17 protein-coding genes are annotated in these 24,805 nt (G+C 71.3%); 10 read left to right on the forward strand and 7 right to left on the reverse strand.

The window, feature by feature from the left end; genetic code table 11:
* Positions 1-7: 7 nt before the first annotated feature.
* The 3 genes from ACJX2R_RS41545 to ACJX2R_RS41555 all read right to left on the reverse strand — a co-directional run bounded on the left by ACJX2R_RS41545 (position 8) and on the right by ACJX2R_RS41555 (position 2,764).
* Positions 8-466 carry a helix-turn-helix domain-containing protein gene (locus ACJX2R_RS41545; protein ID WP_413104271.1) on the reverse strand — a complete coding sequence of 153 codons (459 nt, stop codon included), beginning with the start codon at positions 464-466 and terminating at the stop codon, positions 8-10.
* Between the two features lie 374 nt (positions 467-840).
* Positions 841-1,995 carry an MAB_1171c family putative transporter gene (locus tag ACJX2R_RS41550; RefSeq protein WP_262702562.1) on the reverse strand — a complete coding sequence of 385 codons (1,155 nt, stop codon included), beginning with the start codon at positions 1,993-1,995 and terminating at the stop codon, positions 841-843.
* Positions 1,996-2,035: 40 nt separating this feature from the next.
* The gene (locus ACJX2R_RS41555) at positions 2,036-2,764 is read right to left on the reverse strand and encodes a TetR/AcrR family transcriptional regulator (RefSeq protein WP_413104272.1); all 729 of its coding nucleotides are present in this window, start codon (positions 2,762-2,764) and stop codon (positions 2,036-2,038) included.
* 156 nt (positions 2,765-2,920) lie between these two features.
* On the opposite strand from ACJX2R_RS41555, the gene ACJX2R_RS41560 reads away from it, so the two are divergent.
* From ACJX2R_RS41560 to ACJX2R_RS41570, 3 genes are all read left to right on the forward strand, one after another.
* Entirely contained in the window at positions 2,921-6,142 is a 3,222-nt protein-coding gene (locus ACJX2R_RS41560; protein ID WP_413104273.1) for an NACHT domain-containing protein, read from the forward strand.
* Positions 6,143-6,324: 182 nt separating this feature from the next.
* On the forward strand, positions 6,325-8,385 hold the full coding sequence (locus ACJX2R_RS41565; RefSeq protein WP_413104274.1) for an ATP-binding protein: 2,061 nt from the start codon (positions 6,325-6,327) through the stop codon (positions 8,383-8,385).
* A 6-nt stretch (positions 8,386-8,391) separates the two neighbouring features.
* Positions 8,392-9,981, forward strand: a complete 1,590-nt coding sequence (locus ACJX2R_RS41570) for an ABC transporter substrate-binding protein (RefSeq protein WP_413104275.1) — start codon at positions 8,392-8,394, stop codon at positions 9,979-9,981.
* A 22-nt stretch (positions 9,982-10,003) separates the two neighbouring features.
* On the opposite strand, the gene ACJX2R_RS41575 is transcribed toward ACJX2R_RS41570, so the two are convergent.
* From ACJX2R_RS41575 to ACJX2R_RS41585, 3 genes are all read right to left on the reverse strand, one after another.
* Positions 10,004-10,801, reverse strand: coding sequence for an SAM-dependent methyltransferase (locus ACJX2R_RS41575; RefSeq protein WP_413104276.1), 798 nt, complete (start codon positions 10,799-10,801; stop codon positions 10,004-10,006).
* A gap of 142 nt (positions 10,802-10,943) precedes the next feature.
* Positions 10,944-11,756: a VC0807 family protein gene (locus ACJX2R_RS41580; protein ID WP_413104277.1), complete on the reverse strand. Its 813-nt coding sequence runs from the start codon at positions 11,754-11,756 to the stop codon at positions 10,944-10,946.
* 281 nt (positions 11,757-12,037) lie between these two features.
* Positions 12,038-12,328, reverse strand: coding sequence for a hypothetical protein (locus ACJX2R_RS41585; RefSeq protein ID WP_413104278.1), 291 nt, complete (start codon positions 12,326-12,328; stop codon positions 12,038-12,040).
* A gap of 155 nt (positions 12,329-12,483) precedes the next feature.
* Between ACJX2R_RS41585 and ACJX2R_RS41590 the strand changes: the two genes are divergently transcribed.
* Positions 12,484-14,802: a hypothetical protein gene (locus ACJX2R_RS41590; protein WP_413104279.1), complete on the forward strand. Its 2,319-nt coding sequence runs from the start codon at positions 12,484-12,486 to the stop codon at positions 14,800-14,802.
* 427 nt (positions 14,803-15,229) lie between these two features.
* On the opposite strand, the gene ACJX2R_RS41595 is transcribed toward ACJX2R_RS41590, so the two are convergent.
* Positions 15,230-16,387, reverse strand: coding sequence for a hypothetical protein (locus ACJX2R_RS41595; RefSeq protein WP_413104280.1), 1,158 nt, complete (start codon positions 16,385-16,387; stop codon positions 15,230-15,232).
* A gap of 298 nt (positions 16,388-16,685) precedes the next feature.
* Between ACJX2R_RS41595 and ACJX2R_RS41600 the strand changes: the two genes are divergently transcribed.
* The 6 genes from ACJX2R_RS41600 (at position 16,686) to katG (ending at position 24,785) form a co-directional block, all read left to right on the forward strand.
* Complete coding sequence (locus ACJX2R_RS41600) at positions 16,686-18,869, forward strand: HAMP domain-containing protein (protein WP_413106083.1); 2,184 nt, start codon at positions 16,686-16,688, stop codon at positions 18,867-18,869.
* Between the two features lie 9 nt (positions 18,870-18,878).
* The gene (pgsB, locus tag ACJX2R_RS41605; RefSeq protein ID WP_413104281.1) at positions 18,879-20,423 is read left to right on the forward strand and encodes a poly-gamma-glutamate synthase PgsB; all 1,545 of its coding nucleotides are present in this window, start codon (positions 18,879-18,881) and stop codon (positions 20,421-20,423) included.
* Positions 20,420-20,902 carry a poly-gamma-glutamate biosynthesis protein PgsC/CapC gene (locus ACJX2R_RS41610; RefSeq protein ID WP_044568305.1) on the forward strand — a complete coding sequence of 161 codons (483 nt, stop codon included), beginning with the start codon at positions 20,420-20,422 and terminating at the stop codon, positions 20,900-20,902. Before pgsB ends, ACJX2R_RS41610 begins: the two co-directional genes overlap by 4 nt.
* 21 nt (positions 20,903-20,923) lie before the next feature.
* Positions 20,924-21,985, forward strand: coding sequence for an NlpC/P60 family protein (locus ACJX2R_RS41615; RefSeq protein ID WP_413104282.1), 1,062 nt, complete (start codon positions 20,924-20,926; stop codon positions 21,983-21,985).
* Between the two features lie 114 nt (positions 21,986-22,099).
* Entirely contained in the window at positions 22,100-22,537 is a 438-nt protein-coding gene (locus tag ACJX2R_RS41620; protein WP_413104283.1) for a Fur family transcriptional regulator, read from the forward strand.
* Between the two features lie 34 nt (positions 22,538-22,571).
* On the forward strand, positions 22,572-24,785 hold the full coding sequence (gene katG / locus ACJX2R_RS41625; protein ID WP_413104284.1) for a catalase/peroxidase HPI: 2,214 nt from the start codon (positions 22,572-22,574) through the stop codon (positions 24,783-24,785).
* Positions 24,786-24,805: the final 20 nt, after the last annotated feature.

The following is a 24,805-nucleotide window of genomic DNA, read 5'->3' on the forward strand; positions in this document are numbered from 1 at the left end:
GCACCCCTCATTCGGAGTCCGAGGCGTTCGAGGCGTCCGAGGCGTCGGTGACCGGCGGAAGGCCCTGGAGCTGCCGGTACTGATCCATGATGGTCGTGATGGCCTCGAGGTTCTCCTTCTTCATCCCCGCCGCGCGCATCGCCACGGCACGGACCCCGGCCTGGCGCAGCGCCTCGACGGCGGCGATCTCGCCGAGCACCGACTCGGCGACCTGGTCGTCGAAGAAGTAGGCCACCGAGACGCCGAAGAAGCGTGCCAGGGCGGCCAGCAGGTCCGGTGAGGGATTGGAGCGCTTGCCCGTCCGCAACTGCGACAGATACACACCCCCGACCTTCAGTTCGGGGTTGGCCCGCTTGAGCTCCTCCGCCACCTCGGCATTGGTCCAGTGCCTGCCCTTGGGACGAACCGTCTTGAAGAGGTTGTCCAGACGCACTGCCAGCATGGGCCGGTCGTCAGTCTCGGACATGTGATCTCCCTCCCTCACCTCCTCGGCTTTGCCCCCGGCTAATCGTCAGTTTCGCAGATTAGCGGTCAGTTGACAATCGGGCGCAACTCCGCCAACGTGGACCTCGTCGATAGCTGCTAGCTAACTCCGCTCACGGGGGTGGCCGAGTTGGCTGCCAGTCCTATCGGCCTGGTTCGGCCCGGCCTTCCGGGGCCGGGCCCGGGCCGGACCGAGTGGGGCCACCCACTCGGCTCGGAAGAAGGAAAACGGGGGACACGGGGGAACACGGGGGAAGTCCCGCTCGGCCTGACGGGGGCAGACCGGGCGGGATCCTCCCTTGGCCGGGCGGGATCCCGGGCGGGATCCTCTCTTGGCGCGAACGCCCCCGCAGCCCCTCAGCGCGCCTTGCCGAGCCGCCGGTAGGCGGAGGCCACCTTGGTGAGCCAGACGACCTCGGCGGTGAAGTTGTCCGTGTCGCGGTCCCCGAAGTCGCCGGTGTCCGCGTTGTCGTCGGGAATGGTGCCGGTGCGCTTGGCGTGCAGAGCCTGCCTGATCTGCGCCGCCTCGGCGAACGCCTGCCGGGACTCCTCGCTCCCCCTGGGGCCCGCCCCGCCGTCGCCGTTCGTGGTGCGGTCGATGTAGGGGCGCAACTCCCGCCATCCGTCCCGTATTTCGATGACCCTCCGGTGCAACCGGTAGTTGAGGTCGGAGACCGCGGCCCCGGGCGGCTCCAGGACGATGTCCGGTGAGGACTCGTACAGATCCCGCCACAGCGGATACAGCGCCCGGTAGGACCGGTAGCCGCGCGCCCACTCCAGCAGCTTGGTGGCCGACGGCCCCCAGGAGGAGATCGTCAGGGCGAGCGAGAGGGTGACGATGCCCAGCGCGCTGAAGACGGAGGCGGCCAGGGTCCAGGCGCCGATGTCGAGCCCGCACGCGGCCGTGACGACGTTGACCACCCGGGCCGTGCAGTACAGGAAGAGGATCACCGCGGCGACGGAGAGCAGCCGCAGGGCCTGCCGCAGCGAGGTCTTGCTCGTCATACGGGCGTAGGGCCCGCACTGGCGCAGGATGGTGACGCACGGAACCGCCTGGGAGACCATGAAGACCAGGAGGTAGGTGAGGACCAGCGGCTGGCCGCTGCCGGTGTTGAAGTCCTCGGCCGGTCGGCCGGGGCCGTCGGCGATGAGGAAGAGCGCCGTAAGGAGCGCGTTGAGGGCGATGCCGGTGATCAGCCAGTAGCGTGCCTTGCGCCCCGACTCCTCGACGCCGGTCGCCCAGCGCAGCAGGATGATCTGCGCGCTGACGCAGAAGGCGACCGCCGACAGGTGCATCACCAGGATCGCGAGGTTGCCGACGCCCAGGAAGCGCTCGCTCCCCATGGCGACGGCACCCATCGTGAAGGTGAGGCACTGGAGCAGCAGGGTGACTAACAGGGTGCGGTAGGCGCTGTCCCGCCAGCCCCGTCTGACCTGGAACAGCCGGTAGACGAGCGCCGCGTACGACGACAGCGCCGCGATGACGAAGCAGAGAGTCTTGATGGTGTTCACGGCCCTTTCCCCCACAGGTGCCGCGCACGCGGCGAACGGATCAGTCGGTGTTCTCGCCCAAGGGAACCACGAGTCCGATCCCCTCGGCCGCGACGGCGACGGCGTAGTCGAAGAACGCGGTCTCGTCCCGGACGCTGTCATGGGTGCGGCTGAAGACCTGGAACACCAGGAGCCCGATCAGGCTGCTCCACAGTACGATGCCGCGCTCGATGATGTCCGAGAACGGGGCCTCGGGCGTGCCGCCGAAGAGGTGCACCGCCTCCGGCAGCAGCAGCGGCGGCCCCGGCACCTCCCGCCGGGGCGCGGTGAGTTCACCGGCCTCCAGCGCCGACCGTACGATGCCGGCCAGCACCGCGGGGGTGCGCGAGGCGGGCGGGACGGTCTCCTGCGGGGCGTGGTAGTCCGGCACGGGCGAGCCGTAGACCAGCGTGAACTCACCGGGGTTGGCGAAGGACCACCGGCGCAGCGCCCGGGTGACCGCGAGCAGCCGCGCGCCCGCCGACGCGCCCGCGTCCCGGGCGGCCCGGTCGGCCTCCTCCATCGCGGCACCGGAGTCGTCGTAGGCGTCGATGAGCAGCGCGGTCAGCAGATCGTCCCGGTGCGGGAAGACGGCTTCCACCTCACCGGCGGAAAGACCGCTCTCGCGGGCGACGGCGGCCGGGGACAGCCCTCCGGCGCCCAGCTTCACCAGCAGCCCGCGCGCGGTGGCCGTGATGGCCGCCCGAGCCCCGGAGTTGTCGTCGGCGGAACGTGTTCCGGAAACATCCATGGCCAAACCGTACCGGTGCCACGGCACTTCGCGCCGCGCGGACCCTGACCTGAACCCTGACCCCGGAGGGGTCTTCGCGGCTATGGTGAGCGGGATGTGAGCGGGTGCACGGGCTCGGCGGGGGACGCGCGCCGACGCCGCGAGGGAGGGGCTGCTGTGGACGGCGGCACGGTGGGGCTGCGGATCGCTTCGGCAGTGGTCGTGCCGGTGGTCAAACGACTGCTGCTGCCGCCCGCGAGCGCGCCCGGCGCGGAGTACGGCGAACGGCCCGTACCGATCCGCCGGCTCGTCTCCTTCGCCAGGGAGCACCGCACCCTCACCGAGGACGATCTGCACAAGCTCGCCCGCGAGCTGGTCCGCCGCGCCGTGCGGGCCGCCGGGCCGCACGACCCGCCGATCGGCGCCGATGAGCACGACTCCGTGGGGCAGGCGCTGACCCGCACCCTGCACGCGCTCGGCGATCTCGACATGGACGACGTGCACGCCTTCGCGCTGGGCCCGGAGCGGCTGGCCGCCGAGCTGTCCCGGCGAGCGGGCCCCGACACCCGCAGGCTCCTCAGCGACGACGCCGCCCGCTTCCACGACCGGCTCCTGGAGACGGCCTGCGTCCACCTCATGCGCTTCTTCAGCCAGCGGCCCGGGTTCGCGGCCCGGGCCCAGATCGAGCAGAGCCGCGAGATCCGGGAGCAGAGCGAGAAATTGGACGCCATCCTGCGGCGGCTGCCCGACATCAGCCGCCAGGACGAACAGTTCGAGGAGGAGTACGCGCGCTACGTCGTCGAATGCCACGGCCGGCTCACCATCTACGGCGTGGACCTGCGCGAACCGGACGGCCAGGACTGGCCGCTGGAGACCGCGTACCTGAGCCTCCAGGCCAGGCCGTACCGCGATGGCACCGACCGGGTGCCGGCGGTGAACGGCGAGCCCGGCGCCGACCGGGACACCGAGACCGATCGGGCCCCGGGCCCGGCCGAGGCGGTCTTCGCCACCCAGGAGCGGGTCCTGCTGCGCGGGGTCGCCGGCACCGGCAAGACCACCCTCGTCCAGTGGCTGGCCCTCTCCACGGCGCAGCAGGAGCGGCTGCCGGGCGGGCTGTCCCAGCTGTTCGGGCGGGTCCCCTTCGTGCTGCCGCTGCGCACCCTGGCGCGCAAGGACTCCGAGCTGCCGATGCCCGACGACTTCCTGCGCTGGATCGGCTGCCCGCTGGTGGGCACCGAGCCCGACGGCTGGGCCGCGCGGGTGCTGCGGCACGGGCGCGGAGTGCTCCTGATCGACGGGGCCGATGAGATCCCTAAGGACGACCGGACCCGCGTACGGGCCTGGCTGAGGAAGCTGCTCGCCGTCTTCCCCGGCAATCTGTGGCTGCTCACCTCCCGCCCCGCCGCCCTCGAGCGGGGCTGGCTGGGCCGCGAGGGCTTCCAGGAGTTCGCGCTCGCCGCGATGCGGCCCGCCGACATGAAGCAGTTCATCCGGCGCTGGCACACGGCCGCGGGGGCCTCGCAGGAGCTCGGCGACTCGCTCGCCCAGTCACTGCGCAGCAGCCCCGAGCTCAGCCGCCTGGCGACCAATCCGCTGATGTGCGGCCTGATCTGCGCCCTGCACCGGGAGCGGCGCGGCTTCCTGCCCCAGGGCCGCGCCTCCCTGTACGAGGCGGCGCTGTCCATGCTCCTGGAGCGGCGCGACCTGGAGCGCGAGGTCTACGGGCGCAGCCGTAAGCCCGTCCTGGACCAGAAGTCGGCCACGGAGCCGCTCCAGAGGCTCGCGTACTGGCTGATCCGCAACGAGCGGACCCAGCTGGACCGCCCCGACGCGGTGAACGTGGTGCGGCGGCTCCAGCCGTCCGTGCCCCGTCTCGCGGAAGTCGGCACGGCGGAGGAGACCCTCCAGCATCTGCTGGAGCGCTCCGGTCTGCTGCGCGAACCCGCCCCGGGCGCGGTCAACTTCATCCACCGCACCTTCCAGGACTTCCTGGGCGCCAGGGCCGTGCTGGAAGAGCGCGATATGGGCATGCTGGTGAACAACGCACACCTGGACCAGTGGGAGGACGTGGTGCAGATGGCCGTCGCACAGGCTCGACACCAAGAGCGTGCCGACCTGCTGACCCGGTTGCGCGAGCGGGGCGACCGGGAGCAGGACGCGACGGTCCAGGCGCGGTTACGGCTCCTCGCGCTCGCCTCCCTCGAACAGGCCACCCGCCTGGAGCCCACGGTCCGCGAGGCCATCGAGGACCGGGCCGCGCGGCTGCTTCCGCCGCGCAGTCTGCGGGAGGCCAGGTCACTGGCGCAGACCGGACCGCTGCTGCTGGGCCTGCTGCCCGACGCCAAGGACCTGGAGGGCGACGAGGAACTGGCCACCGTCCACGCGATATGCCAGATCGGCGGGGACGCGGCCATCCCCAGGCTCCGGGAGTTCCTGGGCACCGGCCAGTCTGCGGTGCGCGCCCAACTGCTCGCCCACTGGGACCGGTTCGACACCAAGGTGTACGCCGAGGAGATCGTACGGCCGCTCCTCGACACCGCGCCCGAGGAGATCGTCACGGTGCGCTCCCACGCCGAGCTGGAGGCCCTGCGCACCATGTCCGGCCATCAACGCGTCGGCCTGCACGGCGACTTCGCCCCCGAGGCGATCCGCGCCGCGCTCGACCCGCGGCATCTGCGCGAGCTGCGCCTGCGCAACACCCTCCAGCTCGAAGACCTCGATCTGCTCTCCGCCTACCCCGAGCTGGAGACCCTCGCCCTCCAGGGCTGCCGGAACGTGAAGGACCCCGCGCCGCTGACCCGGCTGCCCCGGCTGCGGCGGCTGGAGCTGCGGGACCTGCCGCAGTTCGAGCCGCTGCTGAAGCTGGCGGACTGCCCCCGTCTCGAAGGGCTTCTCATCGGGCCCGAGGTGCCCTGGCGCGGCCTGTCCGACCTGCCCCGCCCCGCCGCGCTGCGGCTGCTCTCACTGCCGTCGTCGGCGGCGCAGCTCGCGGGGATCGTGGAGTGCCGGGAGCTGGAGGAGCTGCGGCTCCAGGACGCCAGCGAGCGGCTGACACCGGACGAATGGGGCTCCCTCATCGCCGAGTTGCCCCAACTGCGCAAGCTGACGCTCTCCCCGCAGCAGCTGAGCATGCTGCTGTTCGCGCCCCGCACCGAGATACCCCAGGTCACCCATCTGGATGTGTGGGCCAGGGCCGGTGTCGCGGTTCCGCTGCGGCGGATCGCCCGGCGGCTGCCGGGACTTGAGGAGATCCATCTGTCGCAGGTGGCGGAGCTCGATCTGGCTTCCCTCGCCGGGCTCCGGCGGCTGCGCCGGGTGCGGCTGGTCTACCCGGGCGAGATCCGCGGCGCGGATTCGCTCCCCGAAAGCGTCGACCTCGACATATATCCACACCCCTGACCGGCACTATCTCCGACGGTGCCGCGTTCACCTGGTGGGATGTTTACCCAAGGGGTAAATTCAAGATTGTAGGCGTAGTTGGTACGGATGTCAGCGGCTGATGTCTCGGGGGAGCGGTGCCGCCCGTCTCCGAGGTCAGGGCTGCCGGGCAGCAGAGGACGACTGAGGCGGGTCGCAACGGAATGGGCGTATCGGAAGGGTCACCGCTCTATGGCCGGGACCCGGTGCTGCGCTCGCTTGTTCCGCGGCTGACCGGCCTGGCCTACGACGAGCGGTCCCGGGTCGGCCGGGAACACCAGGGCGATCTGCCCGTGGTGCTGCTGACGGGGTACCACGGCATGGGGCGCAGCGCCGTGCTCGAGGAACTGGCGGCGCGCTATCGGGACCGGCTGCCGCTGGCCCACGTACGGGCCGTGGCCACCGAGACCGCCCCCTTCCCGCCCGCCGCGACCGACGGCGGCGCGCCCACCGCCGCCACCCTGGTGGAGATCCTCGCGGAGCTGGTGTGCGGCCTCGCCCCCGGGCTGCGCCGTCGCTTCCCCGTCCTGGTGCCCGGCCTGTTCGCCGTCTCCGGCTGGTACCACGGCAACGGCGAGCAGCGGGACGCGGCGTGTCTGTGGTTCGCCCGGCTGCTGCTCGCCTGCCGCCTGGCCGGCGGGGACGAGAACACGCTGAGACACGCCTGGGCCACCGCCGTCGAAGGCCGTCTGGAGACCATTGACGCGGAGGCCGACGCGGAGTGGGGCCGGGACGCGGTCACCGCCGCCGTGGTGGCCGAGTACACCGACCGGCACCAGCCGGCCGCGGCACAGGAGTGGTACCGGGGGCGCTTTCCGCGGGGCGCGGACGGCCAGGATCCGCTGGTGCTGCTGGGGGAGTGGTTCCAGCGGGGCGGTGACTACCGGCACGCGGCCGAGCAGAGCCTGATGGCCGCCTTCCTCCACGATGTCGCCTCCTCCTACGGCAGGCTCCAGCGGTGGAACCGCGAACCGTGGCCGCTCATCCTGCTCGACGACGCCCACTGCCCGCCCGGGCAGGACTTCCTCGACCTGCTCCTCGAACACCGCGCACTGCCCGAGCGCCCCGACCACGAGGAGCTCGTCGTCGTGGCCACCCGCCTCGGCGGTTTACCGGAGGACGCGCCCGACGCCGTCCGCCGCGACCTGCCCGACCTGGTGAAGTCCACCGGCTGGCAGCGCAGGGGCCTGGCCCCGTCCGCCGGGCTGCTCGCCGTCCCGCTCACCCCGCTGAGCCGGGACGACATCCTGCCCCTCCTGGTGCCCGGCTGGCCCGCCCGGCCGCTCCACCCCTATCTGGCCTCCGCCGTGCACTCCCTGACCGGCGGGCACCCCGCGGTGACCACCGTGCTGTGCGCCGCGGTCCTGGACGCCACCAAGCGGGGCCGCGGCGTGGACCCGCGGGACCTCCTCGAACTGAACGCCAAGGACGGCCGCCCGGTCACCGAGGCGCTCCTGGAGCGGCTGCTCCCGGACCGGCGCCAGCGCGACCGGCTCACCCTGCTCTCGCTCGCCCGCGACAGCACCGCCGCCGAGGCACTGGCCGAGCATCTGCGGCTCCAGGGCCCGGACCAGCTGCCCGCCAACTCCGCCACCGACTACCTCGAAGAACAGCAGTGGCAGCAACTCACCCCGCCCGACCAGCCGTTGGTCACCGACGCGCTGCTGCGCACCCTGCTGGTGCACGAGGCGCGCCGCACCTCCTCACGGGCCGAGGACGGCCGCAGCTGGCAGGACATCCACCGCTTCCTGCGGATGCACCACGCCCAGCGCGGTGAGAGCGGCGAGGCCGACGCCCTGCGGCACACCCTCGCGGCCGGGAACGCCGAGACGGTGGTGGCCATGCTGACGGAGGAGTTCCAGTCGGAGAAGGACGCCCACGCCGCCGCCCACTGGCTGCGCTGCCTCCAGTACGCGGCCACCGCGCCCACCCCACCGGCCGAGGAGTGGACCGACGAACGGATGCAGATCGCCCTCGGCGCGCACGACGGCCGGTACGCCGAGCTGCACGAGATCGAGCGCTGCGTCAACCGGCTGCTGCACGCCCTGTGGCACGTCTCCGAGCCGCACGCCGAGCCGGACCCCGACATGTGCAAGGCGGTCGGCGAGGAGCTGGCCTATCTCTCCCCGCGCCATCCGTCCTGGCACGCCGTCCTGGGCCAGGCGGCCCGCAACTGGCCCGCGGCGGCACGGAAGAAGCGCCCCTTCCCTATCTCCGGTCAGTGAGGAAGCATGCTGCTCCGTCTGTTCCGCCGTCATCCTCGCGAGTGGGGGCCGCTCGAATGGCTGGCCGTCGTAGGAATCGGCGCCCTGGTCGCCGCCGCGATCACCATCGCCGTCAACGTGGCGCAGGGCCCCGGCAGGTGCGGTGACGACCTGCGGGACATCGACGGGGACTGCGTGGGCGTCACCGAGGAGGCCTTCGAGGCGGACCCGGGCATCGAAAGCCTCATCGGGGCGGTGGCCGACGAGAACGCCCGGGTGAAGCGGGACTGGGAGGACCCGCCGAGCGGGCCCAGGATCCCGTACGTACGGATCGCGCTGATGATGCCCTTCACCGCGGACGACCACAGCGCCATGACGGCGGACATGATCCGCCGCGGCATCGCGGGCGCCCTGGCCGCCCAGCGGCAGGCCAACCGATTCGGCGGACCGCACTACCAGCTGCTGCTCGCCCCCGACGGCCGCAACCTCGACCAATGGGAGCCCGTGGTCGACCGTCTCGCCGAGCTGACCAAGGACACCCGGGCGCCGCTGGTCGGCGTGACCGGCATCCCCAGCAGCACACCGGAGACCCGTAAGGCGATCGCCGCGCTCAGCAAGCACAGCATCCCCACCGTCGGCCCGGTCATCACCGCGGCCAACATGAACTCCCCGTACTTCTTCAAGACCTCGCCCAACAACGACCAGTTCGCCCGCGCCCTCAAGCTCTACCTGGACAGAAAGCCGGGCCGGCACAGAGGCTTCCTGGTCTGGGACAACCGCAGCGAGGACGTCTACTCCCAGAATCTGCGCAGCGTCTTCGAACGGCAGTTCGGCGACGCGTACGACCTGACCAACCACAACTCCAACTTCACCGGCACCTCCGGAACCGACAAGGGCATCCCCCAGCGGTTCACCGACGCCGTCCAGAAGATCTGCAACGAGAAGTCCGACACCGTCTTCTTCGCGGGCCGCGACCAGGACCTCCCCGCCTTCATGGAGCGCATGGCGCAGGAGGGCAGCTGTGGGCGCACCACGACGCTGCGCGTCCTGAAGGTCGGCATCGGCCTGGAGCCCACGCTCACCGGGGACGCGCCCGCCCGCTGGCTGGACGAGGCACGCGCCACGATCGTCGACGCCTCCGCCGTCGACCCCGCCTGGTGGGCGGGGAAGAGCAAGCCCAAGAAGGCGCTCGGCCGCTTCCTGGACCGCTTCGAGGAGATCCAAAAGCAGCACAAACTGGGGGAGAAGCCGCTCGACGACGGCTACGCCGTGATGTACCACGACGCCTTCACGCTGCTCGCGGGCGCCGTGGACCGCACCTTCGCCGAGATCAACGAGGGCGGCAAGAAGGCGCCGGAGGCGTTGAGCATCCCGACGAAGGACGATGTGTACAACACCCTCATCATTCCGAGCATCGCCGGTGACGAGTGCAGCTCCTGCCTGGTCGGCGCCGGAGGGACCTACGGGTTCGAGGGCCCGGGCAAGAACGACCAATGGGCCGTGTGCAAGCCCGTGCCCGTGGTCGAGTTCCCGTCGAGTGCCCGCTCCGGCGATCCGGGCGCGCCCGGCCTGTACCGCACGTACCGGAGCGGCTCCAAGGACGCCTGCCCCTCCTGACGCGAACGGCCCGTACGGTGGCTCAGCCGGTCTTGCGCGCCACCCCGCCGTAGTAGCCGATCTCCCCGGGCCGGGTCGGCGGCGGGGCGTCCGGGCGCCAGAACGGGACCTCGACCAGACCGGGCTCGACCAGGGTGAAGCCGTCGAAGAACCGCTCGATCCGGTCGCGGGACCGCAGGCTCAGGGTGGCGGTGGCATCGTCGTAGACGGCCGAGGCCGCGCTGCGGTCGGCGAAGTCGTCCGTGGCGTGGGAGAGCACCAGGAAGCTCCCGGCGGGGAGCGCGTCGCGCAGGGTGGCGACGACCCGCTCGGGACGCTCCGCCTCGGTGAGGAAGTGCACGATGGCCACGAGGAGCACCGCGACCGGCTGGTCGAAGTCGATGACCTGGCGGACCTCGGGGTGGTCCAGGATGGCCCGCGGGTCGCGCAGATCGGCGAGGGCGATGCTGGTCGCGGCCGAGCCGCGCAGTAGCACATTGGCGTATGTGTTGACGATGGGGTCGTTGTCGACGTACGCGACGCGCACGTCCGGCGCCGACTCCCGGGCGATCTCGTGCACATTGGGGGAGCTGGGCAGCCCGGTGCCGATGTCGAGGATCTGCCGGATGCCGCTGTCGACCACATGGCGCACGGTGCGCCGCAGGAAGTCGCGGTTGGCCCGTACGCCGCTCCACACCTCGGGTGCCGCGTCGGCGAGCCGGTCACCGGCCTCGCGGTCCACCTCGTAGTTGTTCTTGCCGCCCAGCAGGTAGTCGTAGATCCGGGCAGGATGCGGCCTGCTGGTATCGATCTCCTCGGCGCGGAAGCCGTTCTCCGTCAACGCAAGTCTCCTCTCGACGACCGTCACGGCCCCCGCCCGCGTTCGACTGGCGAACAGCTTCCCACACCAACCCCGGTGCTGGACGCGGGAGTTCTCCACACCGGAGTTCTCCGCGCCCGGCCTTCCCATGTCGGATGGCCGGTCAGCCCTCGGCGGCCGCTCTCGGCTCCGCTTTGGTCCCGGGGTCCGCGGTCGCCTCCGCCTCCTCCGCTGCTGCTGCCGCCGCCGCGGCGGCGGCGCGGGCCTGGCCCTTGCGGCGCGACCGCCTGCCGTAGAGGGCCGTCCATGTGCCGAGGGAGCCCAGCACGGCGTAGATCAGGACCGGGCTCAGGACCACCATGGTGTCGGTTCTGAGGGTGTACGACAGCACGACCCGGACCGCGGACTCGACGCAGTAGGCCACGCCCCAGACGGTCGTCATCGTCATCATGGCCTTGCGGAACCCGTCGACGTGCCACAGGCCGTTCCACCAGGCGGTGCTCGCCTCGGTGCCGTCGGTGGCGAACTTGCGCCCCAGGTAGAACATCAGGGGGCGCGGGGCCAGCAGCGTCGCCAGGCACAGCACACCGAACAGCCCGGTGACGCATGAGTCCTTGATCAGCAGCGCGCGGGCCGAGTGCGCGCCGACGGTCGACACCACGGCCGTGATCACGATGAACACCAGGGTGACGATGGCGAGTTCATCGAGACGGCGGCGCCAGGCGATGTGGACGGCGCCGTCGACCACCGGCCAGGCGCTGCTGATCAGCAGCGCGGCGAATTCGCTGTAGCCGTGGTCGCGCAGTGCGTTGTACGTGACGATCGGTGCGACGACATTGAGGCTGAGCGTGACGACCCAGCCGAGAATGGCGGCCTTCTTGGACCGGGCGGGCGCTTTGGGCCGCTCGCCGGTCTGTGGTGCCCCCGTATCCGGTGCGCTCTCGGCGCCTTGCGTGGTCGAGTCCTGAGTGAGCACGGTTCCCCTGTAAGTGTGCCTGGTGGTGCTGTGCGTGGTGGTGCGAGAAAAGAGAAACGTAAATCAGGCATGTCGTAAGAGGACAGGGCTGGGACGCCAAATGTCGCCGGTGTTTTGAGAAGTCACAGTCCATTGCGCTGAGTGGCCCTGAGAAAAACCCTTTGTGAATACCGTCCGGTTAACGGCAGTTTCCGGTGTGTACGGTGTGCTGGAAAATCCGGCCGCTCCTGCTGATAGCAGGTCATTGCGGGGCTTCTCCTCACACCAGGCATCCAGATGGCTCAACGGGCGACCGTCCCGACGAGCTCGGCGGTCGCGTCCCACAGCCGCCCGGCCATGGCCGGGTCGAGCCCGGCCTTGCCCGGACGGCGGACGGTCGGCGAGCCCCGGTTCGACCGGGAGTGGGACGCCAGCGCGGTGCGGGCGATCCCCGGACTGGCGAGCACCGAGCGGACCGGGCTGCCCGCGGCGGTCAGCAACTCGACCTGCTCACCGTGCTGGGCGCCGACCAGTTCACCGGCGGTGGCCCGAGCCTGCTCGGCAGTCTGGGTGGAGCGGATGGCGGTCCACACCGAACCGCCGGCGGCGGGCGGCGACGGGCGCTTGGTTAACGCCGCAGAGCGGCACTTCTCGGCCAGCTTTGGTCCGTACCTGTAAGTGATCTCTTCTGGAGACGAACCTGTGGGCGTCAACGTCCTTGATCCCCCGTCACGGAAGGATCTGCCTCATGTGGTACCGACGGATCAGACGGACCGCGGCGCGCGGCGCCGGAGCGCGTGGTGCCGGAGCGCGCGGCGTCCGCGCCCTCACGGCCGGATGCGTGCTCGCCGCCCTCGGGTTGGCGGCGGGCCCCGCTCCCGGCGCCCTGGCCGCCCCTGCCGAGCACACCCCAACCGCCGTGACCTCCCCGGCCACTGACGCCACGGCCCACACCGTCACGCTGGTCACGGGCGAGCGCGTCACGCTCGGCGCGGACGGGAGCGTCGTCGTGGCGCCGCGGCCGGGAGCGGCGGCGGACTATGTCACCCGACGATTGGACAACGATGTCTTCGTCATTCCGCTGACCGCGTTGCCGTATCTGGGCCGCACCTTGGACCCGGCCCTGTTCAATGTCTCCGCCCTCGCCGAGGCCGGGGTGACCACCACTCCGGTACGGGTCGAGGCCACCGGAGGCGCCACGGCGCCGCGTTCGGGTCCCGCCTTCGGCGCGGCGCTGGCGAAGCAGGTCGGCGCCGAGGCGGCGGAGGGCTCCGCCGGTGACGGCTCGCTGTTCGGCGGCGTCACCTCCGTCGTACCGGCGGTCGCCAAGGCTGATGGGCGGGCCACCCGGCGCTCGCCCGGGCGAGCGGACGGCACACGGGCGGACGACATGCGGGCGGACCTCACGCGGGCCGAGCACACGCGGGCGGACGGCACACGGGCCGACCACCCGGTCAAGGTCACCGTGCTCGGTACGGACGGCGAACCCCTCCCGGGCACCACACCGTTCGCCCTGGCCAACGTCGACGACGCGGCCCTCTACCGGGAGCCGTCCCTCGATGCCGTCGACGGCGAGGCGAAGGCCGAGGTCCCCGCGGGCCGCTACAGCGCCATGGTCTCCGCCCCGACCTTCGACGGCGCGGGCGAGTCGACCGGCCTCCGCATGGCCACCGCCGAGTTCACCGTCCCCGACGGCGCCACCGGGACCGATGTCGTGCTCGACCTGCGCAAAGCCACCGAGCGGGTCACCTTCTCGACCCCGCGGCCGGCCGAGGAGCACCAACTGATCCTCCACTACCTGCGCGATGACGCCAAGGGTGAGGTGGCGGTCAACGGCGGCGTCGGCGTCTCCAGCGGCGCCCCGGTCTACGTCCAGCCCTCCAGCCGCCCCGTCACCACCGGCGAGCTGCGCTTCAACGTCTACACCCACCGCAAGGCGCCCGCGGACGCCGCCACGCCCTACTCCTACGACCTCAAGCTGGCCAACCCCGCCGGGCTGATCGCGAAGAACCAGCACTACAAGGTCACCGGCGGCCAACTGGTCACCGTGCGGACCAACTACCACAGCGATACGCCGGGCCGCGTCCAAGAGGTCGCGCGCCTGATGTATCTGCCGTACGAATCGAGCGGCGAGGCGCTCTCCGAGCCGTTCAAGACACCGGCGCGGCGGATCGAGTACGTGGGCGGCTCGGCGGGCGTCTCGTACCAAGGCTGGCTCAAGGCCGGGGAGCGGCGCTTCGTGTCCGAGGAGCAGACTCTCCGGCCCGGCCGGACCACCACGGTCGACTGGCTGCGCGGCCCGCTGGCCCCGGGCTTCACCGCGCCCGCGCCGGGCACCGCCGCGGACGAGACGTGGTACTGCGCGGCGTGCCGCAAGGGCGACGCCCTCACCTTCTCCCCGTCCACGGTCATGGACTCCGCCGGTCACCACGTCCTCGCGTTCCCGTCCGACGTCACCTCCTCGCACTTCGCGGTGGTCTCCGGCGACACGACCCTGTACGAGGGCGACGGCGTCTCCGGTGGCGTCCTGACCGTGCCGCCGCGGAAGGCCCCGTACCGGGTGGTGTACGACCAGACCAGGACGAACGGCGAGTTCCACCAGTCGCTGACCACGCACACCGAGTGGACCTTCTCCTCGGGCCACTCGGGCGCCCAGACCGTGCCGGACAACTGGACCTGCGTGTCGGAGGCGGGCGAGTACGACGGGCCCGCCGAGTGCTCGGCGCTGCCGGTCGTCGTCCCGCACTACCGGCTCGACGCGGCGCTGGACGGCACCAGCCCGGCCGGTGACGACCACCTCGTCGTCGGCTTCGGGCACGTACCGGGCGCGGCGGCCGCGGCCGCGGTCACCAAGGCGAGGGTCGAGGTGTCTTTCGACGGTGGCGAGCGGTGGACGGCGGCGGCGATCACGGCGCTCGGCAAGGGCCGGTTCCGCGCGGACTGGACGACTCCGGAGAGCGCGGCGGGCCGGGACGTGTCGCTGCGTGTCATGGGGACCGACGCGGAAGGCAACGGTGTGGCGCAGACGGTGAAGAGCGCGTTCACGGTGGCCGCGCCCCGCGGTTAGCCCGCCTGCGGCGGGTCATTCCCCTCCCCGCCCCTTCCCGAACCCGGGGCTCCGCCCCGGGCCCCCGAATCGGGGCTGCGCCCCGGGCCCCGGTCCGGGGTTGCGTCCCTGGCCCCTGGGGCTTCGCCCCGGGCCCTGGTCGGGGAGTTCGCCCCTGGTCCTGGCCTGGGGCTGTGCCTCTGACTCCGGTCTGGGGCTGTGCCCCTGGTCCCGGTCCGGGGCTGCGTCCCTGGCCCTGGTCCGGGGCTGCGCCCCCCCCACCCCGGATCCGAGGGTCTGCCGCCCACCCCGGGCCGGGCCCGGGCTCCGACCCTCCCCGCCGTACCCATGCGGCTCCGCCGCGTGGCGGGGTTCCGCGTCAGGTCTCGGGGTCCAGGGGCGGAGCCCCTGGTAGTGGGAAGGGGCGGGGAGGGGAAAGGTTGGGCGGTCAGTCGGGGTCGTCCTTCGCCCACCGCGCGGTCACCATGCCGATGGCCGCCACCGCCTGCCCGATCTGTCTGTCGCTCGCGCGCACCGACCGCGCGAATTCGATGTGCAGGAACGGCACACGTTCGGTCGCGGCCCTACGGCCCTGGGCGTTGTCGCGCCCCTCCAGGGGGCAGTCACGGACCCAGGCGCGGCAGACGGAGAAGTGCCGCGCGGTCAGGGCGGCCGCGAGGTGGCGGGCGGCCGGGCGGCCCGCCCGGCCCTTGCCGGTGGAGGCGACGACGTCCCGGCCCGGGGCGGAGTCGTCGGCGAAGCCGTGGAGCTGGACGCCAGGCAGCCCGCGCCGGGCGAGCTCGTCGCAGACCGCGTCGAAGACCGAGTCCGTGCGGTGGGCGGCGTCGGCGGCATCGTCCTCCCCGGCCCTGCGGTGGGCGCCCGCGAGCACCAGGACGCCGCCGGGGGAGTCCAGGAACACGCGCGCGCCGAGCCGTTCGGTGTCCGCGTCGGAGACCGGGTGCGGCACCTGGACCGACCAGCGGACGGGCGCGGAGAGGTCGACGTAGACCCGGGCCCAGCCGCGCGGGTCGGGCCCGTCCCCGGTGCGGTCGGACAGCTCGGCGTAGCGGCGGCCGGTGCCGGTGTCGGAGTCGGTGCCCGTGCCGATGCTGGAGTCGGTGCCCGTGCCGGTGTCGGTGCCCGTGTCGGTGCCCGTGTCGGTGCCCGTGCCCGTGCCCGTGCCCGTGTCGGAGTCGGTATCGGTGCCCGTGACCGTGTCGGTGCCCCTGCCCGTGCTCATACCCATACCCGTACCCGCCTCCGTGAGCGTACGGAGCCGGAAGCCCACCGCGGCGAGGAGCGGGCGGGCGCGGGCCGGGTGGCCGTCGAGGATCAGGCCCACCGCGTCGGCGACGACCCGGCGTTCGGCGCGGCGTGGCTCCCGGTAGCCGCCGTCGGGGTCGAGGCCGGCCGTGAAGTCGGTGATCCTGCGCTCCAGCGGGACCTCGGGGGCCCGCGCGCCCTCCGACGCACGGCCGTTGTCGTCTCCGGACGGCCGGGCGGTCGTACGGGCGGTCGTATACGTGCTCAACGCCGCCACGAGCAGGCCGAACGCGACCGTGACAGCCGCCACACTGATCGCTTTCGCTCGTACCTTCGCCATGACCGCCTCATCGTAACCACCCGCTTTACAAGGGCATATGGGGATGAGACGGGCGAAGAATGACCTCTGGATGAACGACCGGCAAAGAATGCAAGACCGCTGTTTGCCCATACTTGATTGAGACCAAACAGGTTTCCTCGTTTTTTCTTTAAGATGTGCAACCCTTTGATCCGTCTGGCTGTCTGACGGTCCGGATCGCACTCGAGTGCGCTCTGTGTGGTGTGAGTTGCATGAGAGGAGCCCATCCGTGGCCGCTTCGCGTTCGAAGCGGCGGCACAAGGTCCGCCGAAGGGCCGACATGTCGCTTGTGGGTGGTATTCGTCCCCCCATAGCCGTGCTGTCGGTTCTGCTTCTCTCCCTCGCGGGAATCACCGCCCTCACCCTGGGCAAACCGGACAACGCCCTGGTCCCCAAGGCGGTCCTGACCTCGCAGCAGTACGTCGCCGAGGACGGCGCCATCGCACTGCGGGCTTCGCTCGACGAGTCGGTCACCGACCTCACCGGCACCGCGACCCTCTTCAACGAGGGCAAGCCGGTCTCCGCCGACACCGTTCTGGACAAGGTCGGCGAGGTCTACCAGAAGTGGCGTGGCACAGCCGTCATCGAGATCAAGTCGGGCAAGATGCTCGCCGCCCGCGGCGAGAACGTCCCGCTGACCGCGATCGATCTCGGCAAGCTCTCCCGCAGCGACGGGCTGGCCCCGCGCATGGTGCGCCTGGAGAACGGCCAGACCCGGCTGATCATCCCCGCCCTGCTGTCCTGGAAGGGCCGGCCGCAGCAACTGCTCGTCGCCTCCAGCACCCTCAGCTTCCCCGGTGTCGACCTCGGCCCGGGCCGCGCCATCGGCGTCGTCGACTCCACCGGCCGGCTGCTCTCCAGCCACGGCGCCCTGGACGGCGAGCGGGCCGGGAAGCAGCTCGCCTCCTTCGCCAAGACCGCCGCGCGCAAGGGCCGGCAGCACCCCATCAAGGCCAAGGAGCCCGGCGCGGGCGGCTACACCGGCGTCAGCGGTCACCTCACCGGGGGCGCCGCCGAGGACGTCCGCACCGTCGGCGGCTACGCCACGCTCACCCCGCCCCGGCCCGGTGAGCCCACCACCGCCAGCAGCCTCGGGCTGACCGTCGTCACCGAGGTCGACGTCTCCGCCAAGGTCTCCCAGATCACCCGCCCCGCCTTCGGCGTGGCCGCCGCCGGTGCCCTGCTGCTCATCGGTGGGCTCGCGGTGATGGTGCTGCTGGGCACTGTGCAGCGCCCGCTGATCCGGCTGTTCCTGGAGAGCCGCCGCCTCACCCGCGGCGACCTCGCCCGCCCGGTGAGCGTGCCCAGGGCCGGCGAGGCCGCCCGGGTGGGCGCCGCCCTCGAGCGGCTGCGCAGGCAGCTCCAGGGCGAGCCCGCCGACGCCCCGGGCGAAACCCCGGGCCCGGCCGTGCGCAAGGGCCTGGGCGCCCGCGCCCTGCTCGCCGTCTGCGCCGTCCTGCTGCTCGTCTGGTCGGTCCCGCTGATGCTGGTGCTCAACCGCGCCGACTCCTCCGTCAAGGTCCCGGCCCAGATCGTCCACGACCAGAAGTCCCGCACCGTGACCCTCAGCGACCGGGTCCGCCGCGCGCTCAACGAGGGCCACGCCGACCTGTCCGCGGTCGCCGCCCTGATCGGGGACCGCACCACGCCCGAGGACATGAAGAAGGTCCTGGAGCGCACCATGCAGGACCACGACCGCTACCAGTCGATGTACGTCCTCGGCGCCGACGGCGAGATCCTCGCGCGGGCCGGTGACGGCCCCCACCACGAGGACGGAAAGGGCCCCTCGAAGCAGGCCATCGAGGTGACCGGCGAGGGCGGCAAGAAGCCCGTGGTCACCGCCACGGCCCAGGCACCCGGCCGGGGCGGCGCCGCCGTCGTCGGCGAGTTCCGCATCGAGTTCGTCAACGGGCTGCTGGGCCGCCAGGGCATGGGCGAGGTCCGGGTCGTGGACGCCAAGGGCCGGGTCATCGGCGGCGACTCCGGCTACATCGCCTTCGAGAAGGCGCCCTCGTACATGGGCTCGCTGCTCTCGGCGAAGCAGGCGAACGCCACCGTCCAGCGCGGCGGCACCGTACGGGTCGCGGCCGTCGCGCCGTTCAGCGGCGGCGGCGCGGCCAAGTCGCTCCAGTGGAGCCTGGCCAGCTGGCAGCCCGCCTCGGGCCTGGCGATCCCCGAGTACAGCCTCCAGAACCGGACCGTGCTGGCCGGACTGCTGGGGCTGACCGCCGCGGCCGCCTGTCTGGGCTGGCTGCACATCGTCGTCGTACGGCCCCTGCGCGCCCTGGCCGGACAGGCCGAGGCGCTCGCCGCGGGCGACCGCAAGACCGTGCTGTTCCCACGCCACCACGACGAGGTCGGCGCCGTGGTCCGCAGCCTGGAGCTGATCCGGCAGCAGCTCCAGGGACAGCCCCGCAAACGGGACGGCGGCAGCCGGACCCCCGCCGGCGTCGGAAGGAACTGAGGCCCCACCGTGCTCTTCCTCTACACCGTGCTCGTGGTGTGCGAGGCCGTCCTGCTGATCGCCGGCATCGTCGAACAGCGGCGGCACCAGACCAACCTCGATGTGATCCCCACCCGGGTCCTGGTCAACGGCATCCGCGGCAAGTCCTCCATCACCCGGCTGTGCGCGGGCGCCCTGCGCGGCGGCGGGCTGACCACCGTGGCCAAGACCACCGGTACGGCGGCCCGCTTCATCCACCCCGACGCCACCGAGGAGCCCGTCTACCGCAAGTTCGGCATCGCCAACGTGGTCGAGCAGATCGGCATCGTGCGCCGCGCCGCCGCCTACAACCCGGACGCGCTCGTCATCGAGTGCATGGCGGTCATGCCGGCGCTCCAGGAGATCAACCAGTCCAAGCTGATCCGCTCCACCATCGGCGTGCTGTGCAACGTCCGCGAGGACCACCTCGCCGAGATGGGCCCCACGCTGGACGACGTGGCGCGCTCGCTGTGCCGGTCCATGCCGGAGAACGGCATCTGCGTCACCGCCGAGCAGGACCGCTTCCACATCCTCCAGGAGGAGGCGGACGCCCGGAACTGCCAGTTGATCTACGCCGACCCCACGACCGTCAGCGACGAGGAGCTGCGCGGCTTCAGCTGGTTCACCTTCAAGGAGAACGTGGCCATCGCGCTCGCCGTCGCCGAGCTGGTGGGCGTCGACCGCGCGACCGCCCTCCAGGGCATGTACGACGCCCCGCCGGACCCCGGCGTCCTCTCCGTCGAGCGGTACGCCACCGAGGACGGCAAGAAGCTGCGCTTCGCCAACGTCTTCGCGGCAAACGACCCCGAGTCGACGCTGATGAACATCAACCAGCTGCTCGACCTCGGCGCCATCCACCGCCCGCTCAACGTGGTCATCAACTGCCGCCCCGACCGCGTCGAGCGCAACGGCCAGATGGGCGAGATCATCCCCGACCTCGACCCCGAGCAGGTCTTCGTCATCGGCCACCCGGCCAAGTCCGCCATCGACGCCATCCCGGCCCAGTACCGGGACCGCGCGGTCGACCTCGGCGGCGACCGCCGGGACCCCGAGGAGTTCATGGCCGGGCTGCTCGGCCGCCTCGGCCCCGACTCCTCCCTGGTCGCCATCGGCAACATCCACGGCCAGGGCGAGATCCTCCTGGAGCACCTCGCCGAGCTGCCGCCCGACGAGAGCGCCGATGACACCCCGGCGGCGCCGACCGCACCGGCGGGCGGCGAGCGCCAGGTCGAGCACGTGGACACGGTCCAGCTGTACGCGCCCCGCCTGGACCCCTACCAGGGCTACCCGGAGGCGTACGAGACCCGGTACGCGCCCGTGCACGTACCCGCTCAGCGCACCCCCGAGCGGCCGTACCCGCGGACGGCGTCCGACCAGGACCCCCGGGAGCCCTGGCCCGCCGTCGTACCGGCCCCCGACGCCCCGCGGCCCCCAGACGCCCCGCGGTCCCGCGGCCTGTTCGAGCCGCGGGTCCCGCCCGCCCCGCCCGCCGACGACTCCCAGCAGTGGCAGAACCCAGGAGAGCAGCACCGTTGATCCCCTCCGTCCTCACCCCTGAGATCGCCGCCATCGGCATCGCGATCGGGCTGCTCTTCTCGCTGGTCTGCTATCTGACCACCAACCTCTCGCCCGGCGGCATGATCACCCCGGGCTGGCTGGCGCTGACCCTCGTCGAGGATCTCCAGCGAGCCGCGATGGTCGTCGGCGTCACCGTGCTCACCTACGTGGGCACGCTGCTGATGCAGAAGTACGTGATCCTCTACGGCAAGCGGCTCTTCGCCGCGGTCGTCCTGCTCGGCGTGACCCTCCAGGCGACCGTGATGATCATCCTGTCGCTGGAGTTCCCGCTGATGTACGCGAACCAGACCCTCGGCTTCATCGTCCCCGGCCTGATCGCCTACCAGCTGGTCCGCCAGCCCCGGGGGGCCACCCTGCTGTCCACCGGGTCGGTGACGCTGATGGCCTATGTCGTCCTCACCGCCGGAATCCTCCTCGGCGTCATGCCGTCCGCCTGACCCACCACCGGAGCCGATCCCATGCCACCGAAGAAGAAACGCCCCGTACTGCACGCCGTCACCGTGCTCGCGCTGCTCGGCGCCAGCGGCTATCTGACCGTGGAGCTCAGGAAGGACGAGCAGGACAAGACGCCCGCCACCCAGGCCGTCATCGACGAGCCGGACCTGGAGAACGGCACCGGCCAGCAGAGCGGCAAGCAGACCTGGGAGCGGCTGAAGAACCCGGCCCGCACCATCCTGCGCGGCGACAACGGCCAGATCCTCGCCACCTTCACCGACCGCGCCCGCACCGCCACCCTGCGCGGCCCCTCCCGTACCTTCAGCGAGCCCGCCAACACCAAGTCCAAGGTGATCACCGAGGACTGGGTGCGGCTGATGCCGGAGCCGTGGGCCGAGGGCGCCGAGAAGAAGCAGTGGTTCAAGGACTGGTTCAAGGAGAACTACGGCAGCAAGAAGGACGACCTCTTCGCGATCGCCTTCCAGTACGTGACGGGCGCGCCGGTCAAGAAGGACGCCCAGGGCATCCCGTACGCGGGCGACGCGGTCTTCGGGCCGTTCAAACCGGACGGCGTGGACCGGCTGGAGCAGAACGACTTCTACGACTACCTCGGCATCTCCTACACCTTCCGCGACGGCACCACGATGGCCGCGCGCAAGGAGCGCTACCGGGCGCTGGACTGCTCCGGCTTCATCCGCATGGTCATGGGCTACCGCGCCCGCTACCCGCTGATGGCGAGCAACGCCCTCGGGGACGGTCTGCCGCGCACCGCCAACGGCATGGCCCGCTCCAAGGTCGGCGTCGATGTCATCAAGATCCAGGGCCCCGGTCCCTGGTACACCCGGCCCACCAACATCGATGTGCTCCAACCCGGTGACCTGCTGTTCTTCAAGATGGATCACCGCACCGGCGACCATATGGACCATGTCGCCCTGTATCTGGGGCTGGACACCGACGGCCACCGCGTGTTCGTCTCCAGCCGCAAGGAGCAGAACGGCCCCACCATCGGTGACAACGGCGGTGTCTCCCGGATCGACGGCAACGGCTTCTATGCCGGGCTCTTCCGCAGCGCGAAGCGGCTCTGAGGGCCCAGGAGGAGAAAATCGGGCCGAATCGGGACAAAAATTTTACCCGCGGCGCTAGACTTTAACGGCTAGTTTCCTTGTAGCGTTCGCGTTTGTGCGGGTAGGTTCTGCGCCATGACCGCATCCCAGACTCCGACCACTGCCGAGGAGCTGCGCGGTGTCGGCCTGCGGGTGACGGCCGCCCGAGTCGCCTTGCTGGAGACCGTCCGGGACGGTGATCACCTCGGGGTCGAGGCGATCGCCTCCGGGGTACGCGACCGTGTCGGCCACATCTCCCTCCAGGCCGTGTACGAGGCCCTTCACGCACTGACGGCGGCGGGCCTCGTACGCCGCATCGAACCGGCCGGGAACCCGGCCCGGTTCGAAGGACGCGTCGGGGACAATCACCACCACGTCGTATGCCGGACGTGTGGTGCCGTCGCCGATGTCGACTGCGCCGCCGGTGAGGCACCCTGCCTGACCGCGTCCGATGACCACGGCTTCTCCGTCGACGAGGCCGAGGTCATCTACTGGGGCCAGTGCCCCGAATGTTCCACCGCCACCAGTTCCTGAGCACCATGATCCGCCCTAGCGTGGAAGGATTTCCATGTCCGAGAACCATGAGGCAATCGTCGTAGACCCGAAGACAGAGGAGGCGGGGGGCTGCCCGGTCGCGCATGGGCGTGCTCCGCACCCCACGCAGGGCGGCGGCAACCGTCAGTGGTGGCCGGACCGGCTCAATCTGAAGATTCTCGCCAAGAACCCCGCGGTGGCGAACCCGCTGGGTGAGGAGTTCGACTACGCCGAGGCGTTCCAGGCCCTCGACCTCGCGGCGGTGAAGCGGGACATCGCCGAGGTGCTGACCACCTCGCAGGACTGGTGGCCCGCCGACTTCGGCAACTACGGCCCGCTGATGATCCGTATGGCCTGGCACAGCGCCGGCACCTACCGCATCAGCGACGGCCGCGGCGGCGCCGGTGCCGGTCAGCAGCGCTTCGCCCCGCTCAACAGCTGGCCGGACAACGCCAGCCTCGACAAGGCCCGCCGTCTGCTGTGGCCGGTCAAGAAGAAGTACGGCCAGAGCATCTCCTGGGCCGACCTCATGGTCCTCACCGGCAATGTCGCCCTGGAGACGATGGGCTTTGAGACCTTCGGCTTCGGCGGCGGCCGTGCGGACGTCTGGGAGGCCGAGGAGGACGTCTACTGGGGCCCGGAGACCACCTGGCTCGGCGATGAGCGCTACACCGGCGACCGCGAGCTGGAGAACCCGCTCGGCGCGGTCCAGATGGGTCTGATCTACGTCAACCCGGAGGGCCCCAACGGCAACCCGGACCCGATCGCCGCGGCCCGCGACATCCGTGAGACGTTCCGCCGGATGGCGATGAACGACGAGGAGACCGTCGCCCTCATCGCCGGTGGCCACACCTTCGGCAAGACCCACGGCGCGGGCCCCGCCGACGCCGTCGGCCCGGACCCGGAGGCCGCCCCGATGGAGCAGCTGGGCCTCGGCTGGAAGAGCACCCACGGCACCGGCGCGGGCAAGGACGCCATCACCAGTGGGCTCGAGGTCACCTGGACCACCACCCCCACCCAGTGGAGCAACGGGTTCTTCAAGAACCTCTTCGAGTACGAGTACGAGCTCACCAAGAGCCCGGCCGGCGCCAACCAGTGGGTGGCCAAGGACGCCCCGGAGATCGTCCCGGACGCCTTCGACCCGAACAAGAAGCAGCGCCCGACGATGCTCACCACGGACCTCTCGCTGAAGCTGGACCCGATCTACGGGCCGATCTCCCGCCGGTTCTACGAGAACCCGCAGGAGTTCGCGGACGCCTTCGCCCGCGCCTGGTACAAGCTGACCCACCGCGACATGGGCCCGAAGTCGCTGTACCTCGGCCCGGAGGTCCCGGAGGAGACCCTGCTGTGGCAGGACCCGCTGCCCGAGGCCGAGGGTGAGGCCATCGACGCCGCCGACGTCACGGCGCTCAAGGCCAAGATCCTCGACTCCGGTCTGACCGTCTCGCAGCTGGTCGGCACCGCCTGGGCGTCCGCCGCCTCCTTCCGCGGCAGCGACAAGCGCGGTGGCGCCAACGGCGCCCGGATCCGCCTGGAGCCGCAGCGCGGCTGGGAGGTCAACAACCCGGACGAGCTCGCGCAGGTCCTGCGCGTCCTGGAGACCATCCAGGGCGAGTTCAACTCCGGTGCCAAGAAGGTCTCGGTGGCCGACCTGATCGTCCTCGGTGGCTCCGCCGCCGTGGAGAAGGCCGCCAAGGACGCCGGTGTCGAGGTCGAGGTGGCCTTCACCCCGGGCCGTGTCGACGCGGGCGACGAGCACACCGACGCCGAGTCGTTCGCCGCGCTGGAGCCGACGTACGACGGGTTCCGCAACTACGTCGGCAAGGGCAACCGCCTGCCGGCCGAGTACCTGCTGCTGGACCGGGCGAACCTGCTCACCCTGAGCGCCCCCGAGACGACCGTCCTGGTCGGTGGTCTGCGGGTGCTGGGCGCGAACCACAACGGGTCCAAGCACGGCGTCCTCACCGAGACCCCGGGCAAGCTCACCAACGACTTCTTCGTCAACCTGCTCGACCTGGGCACGACCTGGAAGTCCACGTCCGAGGACCAGACCACCTTCGAGGGCCGTGACGCCTCGGGCGCGGTCAAGTGGACCGGCACCCGTGCCGACCTCGTCTTCGGCTCCAACTCCGAGCTGCGCGCCCTCGCGGAGGTCTACGCGAGCGACGACGCGAAGGAGAAGTTCGTGCACGACTTCGTCGCGGCGTGGGTCAAGGTCATGAACCTGGACCGGTTCGACCTCGTCTGATCCGCTCCGAGCACGCCGTC

The sequence above is a fragment of the Streptomyces sp. Inha503 genome (genome assembly GCF_047215865.1).
Taxonomy (GTDB): Bacteria; Actinomycetota; Actinomycetes; order Streptomycetales; family Streptomycetaceae; genus Streptomyces; species Streptomyces lycopersici.

What these genes read in the sequence shown, in the direction of transcription:
- ACJX2R_RS41615 (WP_413104282.1), top strand. Translation starts at nt 20,924, where the DNA reads ATGCCACCGAAGAAGAAACGCCCCGTACTGCACGCCGTCACCGTGCTC.
- ACJX2R_RS41600 (WP_413106083.1), top strand. Translation starts at nt 16,686, where the DNA reads ATGTCGCTTGTGGGTGGTATTCGTCCCCCCATAGCCGTGCTGTCGGTT.
- ACJX2R_RS41590 (WP_413104279.1), top strand. Translation starts at nt 12,484, where the DNA reads ATGTGGTACCGACGGATCAGACGGACCGCGGCGCGCGGCGCCGGAGCG.
- katG (WP_413104284.1), top strand. Translation starts at nt 22,572, where the DNA reads ATGTCCGAGAACCATGAGGCAATCGTCGTAGACCCGAAGACAGAGGAG.
- ACJX2R_RS41595 (WP_413104280.1), bottom strand. Translation starts at nt 16,387, where the DNA reads ATGGCGAAGGTACGAGCGAAAGCGATCAGTGTGGCGGCTGTCACGGTC.
- ACJX2R_RS41570 (WP_413104275.1), top strand. Translation starts at nt 8,392, where the DNA reads ATGCTGCTCCGTCTGTTCCGCCGTCATCCTCGCGAGTGGGGGCCGCTC.
- ACJX2R_RS41620 (WP_413104283.1), top strand. Translation starts at nt 22,100, where the DNA reads ATGACCGCATCCCAGACTCCGACCACTGCCGAGGAGCTGCGCGGTGTC.
- ACJX2R_RS41555 (WP_413104272.1), bottom strand. Translation starts at nt 2,764, where the DNA reads ATGGATGTTTCCGGAACACGTTCCGCCGACGACAACTCCGGGGCTCGG.
- ACJX2R_RS41565 (WP_413104274.1), top strand. Translation starts at nt 6,325, where the DNA reads ATGGGCGTATCGGAAGGGTCACCGCTCTATGGCCGGGACCCGGTGCTG.
- ACJX2R_RS41545 (WP_413104271.1), bottom strand. Translation starts at nt 466, where the DNA reads ATGTCCGAGACTGACGACCGGCCCATGCTGGCAGTGCGTCTGGACAAC.